Origin of the sequence: uncultured Campylobacter sp., from assembly GCF_937997595.1 — a bacterium.
Lineage (GTDB): Bacteria > Campylobacterota > Campylobacteria > Campylobacterales > Campylobacteraceae > Campylobacter_B.
The window spans coordinates 1-3,393 of sequence record NZ_CALKTS010000229.1; the positions used below are offsets into that span (position 1 = coordinate 1).

General features: G+C 48.9%; 6 protein-coding genes. 3 read left to right on the top strand and 3 right to left on the bottom strand.

The window, feature by feature from the left end; all coding sequences use genetic code 11:
* The 3 genes from Q0614_RS07720 to Q0614_RS07730 form a co-directional block, all read left to right on the top strand.
* Positions 1–448: molybdopterin dinucleotide binding domain-containing protein (locus tag Q0614_RS07720; RefSeq protein WP_298787786.1), on the top strand; the 448-nt coding region annotated here is incomplete at its 5' end.
* Between the two features lie 314 nt (positions 449–762).
* Positions 763–993, top strand: a complete 231-nt coding sequence (locus Q0614_RS07725; RefSeq protein ID WP_298787787.1) for a ribbon-helix-helix domain-containing protein — start codon at positions 763–765, stop codon at positions 991–993.
* On the top strand, positions 990–1,265 hold the full coding sequence (locus tag Q0614_RS07730; RefSeq protein ID WP_298787789.1) for a type II toxin-antitoxin system RelE/ParE family toxin: 276 nt from the start codon (positions 990–992) through the stop codon (positions 1,263–1,265). Before Q0614_RS07725 ends, Q0614_RS07730 begins: the two co-directional genes overlap by 4 nt.
* A 353-nt stretch (positions 1,266–1,618) precedes the next feature.
* Here the strand turns inward: Q0614_RS07730 and Q0614_RS07735 are convergent, their stop codons facing one another.
* The 3 genes from Q0614_RS07735 to Q0614_RS07745 all read right to left on the bottom strand — a co-directional run bounded on the left by Q0614_RS07735 (position 1,619) and on the right by Q0614_RS07745 (position 2,696).
* Positions 1,619–1,843 (bottom strand): hypothetical protein, encoded by a 225-nt coding sequence (locus Q0614_RS07735; RefSeq protein WP_298787791.1) that lies wholly within the window; start codon positions 1,841–1,843, stop codon positions 1,619–1,621.
* Positions 1,844–1,930: 87 nt separating this feature from the next.
* The gene (locus Q0614_RS07740; RefSeq protein ID WP_298787793.1) at positions 1,931–2,173 is read right to left on the bottom strand and encodes a hypothetical protein; all 243 of its coding nucleotides are present in this window, start codon (positions 2,171–2,173) and stop codon (positions 1,931–1,933) included.
* Between the two features lie 58 nt (positions 2,174–2,231).
* Entirely contained in the window at positions 2,232–2,696 is a 465-nt protein-coding gene (locus Q0614_RS07745) for a hypothetical protein (RefSeq protein WP_298787795.1), read from the bottom strand.
* Between the last annotated feature and the right edge of the window lie 697 nt (positions 2,697–3,393).

Sequence of the window (3,393 nt, forward strand, 5' to 3'; positions counted from 1 at the left end):
CAAGTACCCGGTCGCCATCAGCGGCGCGCACTCTAAATTTAGGCTCCACTCGCAGTTAAACAACTCACTTATCCGCAACTACGCCGAGATCGCAAACCGCGAACCAGCACTCATTAGCCCCGCCACGGCAAAGGCGCGCGGCATAAAAACGGGCGACGTGGTGAGGATCTACAACGACCGAGGCGAGATCCTCTGCGGCGCGCTGGTGAGCGAGCGAGCGCAAGATAACGTCGTGATAGTAAGCGAAGGCGCGTGGTACGACCCGGCCGTCTGGGGCGAGCGTAGCCTATACAAACACGGCAACATAAACGTGCTAACCAAGGACGTGCCTAGCTCGCAGCTCTCGCAAAGTAACACCGCGCACACGAGCATGGTACAGATCGAGAAATTTAAAGGCGAACTGCCGAGCGTAACGGCGTTTGATAGACCCGCGACGATAGAGGCTTAGGCTTTGTGATTTAAATCTGAGCGGTGAGCTAGCCGCTCAGATTGTTCCGGCTACTTTGGAGCTATCGGCTAGCTCATAACAAATGATAGACCTAAATTTTAAGCCGAGGGCGTTAAATTTTGACTATTTCACTTTGAAATTTAACTGCCTAAATTTCGCTAAATTTCACTTTGGCGGCGGGATTTGTCATAAAAATTTAACTTCATCGGCAAAGTTTTGATTAAATTTACCGTTACGCCTTTATAAATTTTAAAATTTATCTACTATTTTTGCGCTATAATACTTGTAATGCAAATAATGCAAAGGGGGAAATGATGCAAATTTCGGTAAGACTAGATGAAAGTATAGGAAGCAAACTCGAAAAGCTGGCACAGGACACCAAACGCACGAAGAGCTTTTACGTACAGGAGGCTATCAAGCGATTTTTGGAGGATATGAGCGATTATATGGACGCCGTGGAAGAGTTAAAAAATATAGAAAGCGACCCCGAGCCGCAGTTTTTTACGATAGATGAAGCCGCACGCGAGCTTGGCGTAAAAATATGAGAGTTAAATTTAGCAAAAATGCGCTAAAACAGCTTAAAAAGTTAGATAAAAGCGTGAGCGTAAAGATACTCAAAAAGCTAAAAGAGATAGAAACTCTTGAAAATCCGACGGGCGAGGGCAAGGCTTTAATGAATAATTTAGCGGGATTTTGGCGTTACAGAGTCGGCGGATACCGCATAATCTGCAAGATCAAAGATGACGAGCTAGTAATCCTGGTAGTCGGCGTCAAAAATGGAAGCGAAGTCTATGATAGCAGCTTTAGCGAAGAATAAGTAGCGGAAAAATATCGATTTACTAGCGGCGGCTTTGAAATATTACTGATCTGTATTTACGCGCGCGAACGCAAAAATAAGCGTAGAGGCTCAGCCGCAGGTCTATCTAGCGCGATGTTGCCTTTGTCTTTTAACGATGTTTAGCTCGCAAAGTGCTGCGGTCGCTGTTTAAACGCCTCGCGCAATGAATGCTCAAGCGGTGCGAATTTCGTCACATTCGTACATTAATAAGCACGCAGACCTTCCGTGCCGCAACCGGCGCGCGAGGCTTATTTGCTAAATTTCGCGCGCCGCTGTTCGCCGTTTTATCGTCAAATAGGCTTAGCGCGCTTTCTAGCTCTTGTGCCAAAGCCCTACCAGCCGTTTATCGCAAACAAAATCGCTAAGTTTTTCTGCGCCAAGAGCTCGTCCGAGAGGCGGTCGTATTCGTCCCCAAGCCCCATTTCTTGCGCCATAGACGGCGGCTCATCATCCCAAGAACCCATCGCACCGAATACATCGGCGATCCCCGCCGCGGCAAACGCCCTCAAGCTCGGCTGCGGCAGCGCTGCAAACGAAACGGCGTAATACTCGCCCACAGCGACTTCGCCCCGCAGCGTCTTAAGCGCATTATCAAACGTCTGCGCGAAGTTTTCGCAGCCTATCTTGCTCGCAAAATCCCTGATTTACACTAAAACATTCTCGAATTCTGCGCTGTTATCGCGCGCGTTCAGCGCATCCCGCGGCATACCGCACCAAAAGCGCTCGGCATATTTCACGCGCCAAGCCTTTTTGTCGCGATCGTATTTCCACAGCAGCGCAAAAATGCTGTTAAAGCCCTCAAAACGACATACGACGCCGTTTGCATTCGCGTCGCTAAATCCTAAAAGCGACCTATCTTTTACGCGAATCGGCAGGCTAAGTCCCACCTCTTTTAGCCCAAACTCTAGGCACCGCGCTATCCAGCGCCACTGCGTGGAAGCGGGCTCATCCTCTCGCCCTTTTTGCGCGACTTGCTCGGTAAAAAATTTGCGCTCCTTTTTGCAGAAACGACGAGCCCGTGCTTTCGTCGGCGCCTTTTTCGCTTGCTATTTTTTCATTTGGCGCTTCTTTGCCGTTCGCGCGCTTTTGTTTCACTGCCTCGCCGCTCTCGGCAGTTTTGTCCGTCGCACTGCTCTGTACTGCACCGTACGCATCTTTTTGCTCCGCAGCTTTACTTGCGTCGTTTACGCTGCCATGCGCTGCGCGGATCGCGCCCTCTGCGGTGCGGAAATGCTCCTTTGCAAACTCAAGATTTAAAAATTTTATATATTTTTGATCCTGCGGCAGTGGCTTAGGATTGCCGCACAGAGCTGATTTTAGCGCGACGCACAGCGCGCACGAGAGATACACTTCGCCGTTTATAGATATCCTTAAATTTAGACGCTTACATTCATGCGTGGGATTATTCACACACGGCGTAGAAATTTGGCTACGACAAAAATTAGCCGCCGCGAGCGTGAAATTTTAAAAGCAACCGCCGTATCGAAAAAAATGTCGCTATAAATTTAAAGTAGCTCTCATCGGTAAAATTCTGAAGCCGAAATCCACGAGCAGCATGAGCAAGGCGATGCGGGTTAAATTTACGCACACTTTAAAAACGACAAACCGCTTTAAAAAATTTCAACCGCGCTCGCGCCATGAAATTTTAAAAGTAAGCTGCCGCACCGAGCTACCGTAAAATTTAAAGCGAATTAGCCACATGGTTCCGCGTGATTAGACCAAAAAATCGCGCCGTAAAATTTTAAAAGTGGTACCGTGCCGAGCTTCCGCTAATACCGAGCAAAACGCGCTATGAAATTTTAAAGACAAGTCGCCACGCCTACGCTGCCACCAAATTTAAAATAAACCGATCGTACCGCAAAATTTTAAAAGCAAGCCGTTGCGTCCAAACTAGCTAAATTTAAAATTAAGCAATAGCGCCATTTGCGCTACGAATGCCGCTCGTCCGCAAGCCGCGCCCGCAAAGCTGCCGCTCGCAAGCTCTACGCCGCAAGCGCCTACGCTACGACGTTTGGAAACTCATAGACCACGCGGCCGCTTTTGATCGTGCAAACCGCGGCGCCCGTAAGCTGCTTGCCGAAAAGCGGCGAGTTGCGCGATTTGGACT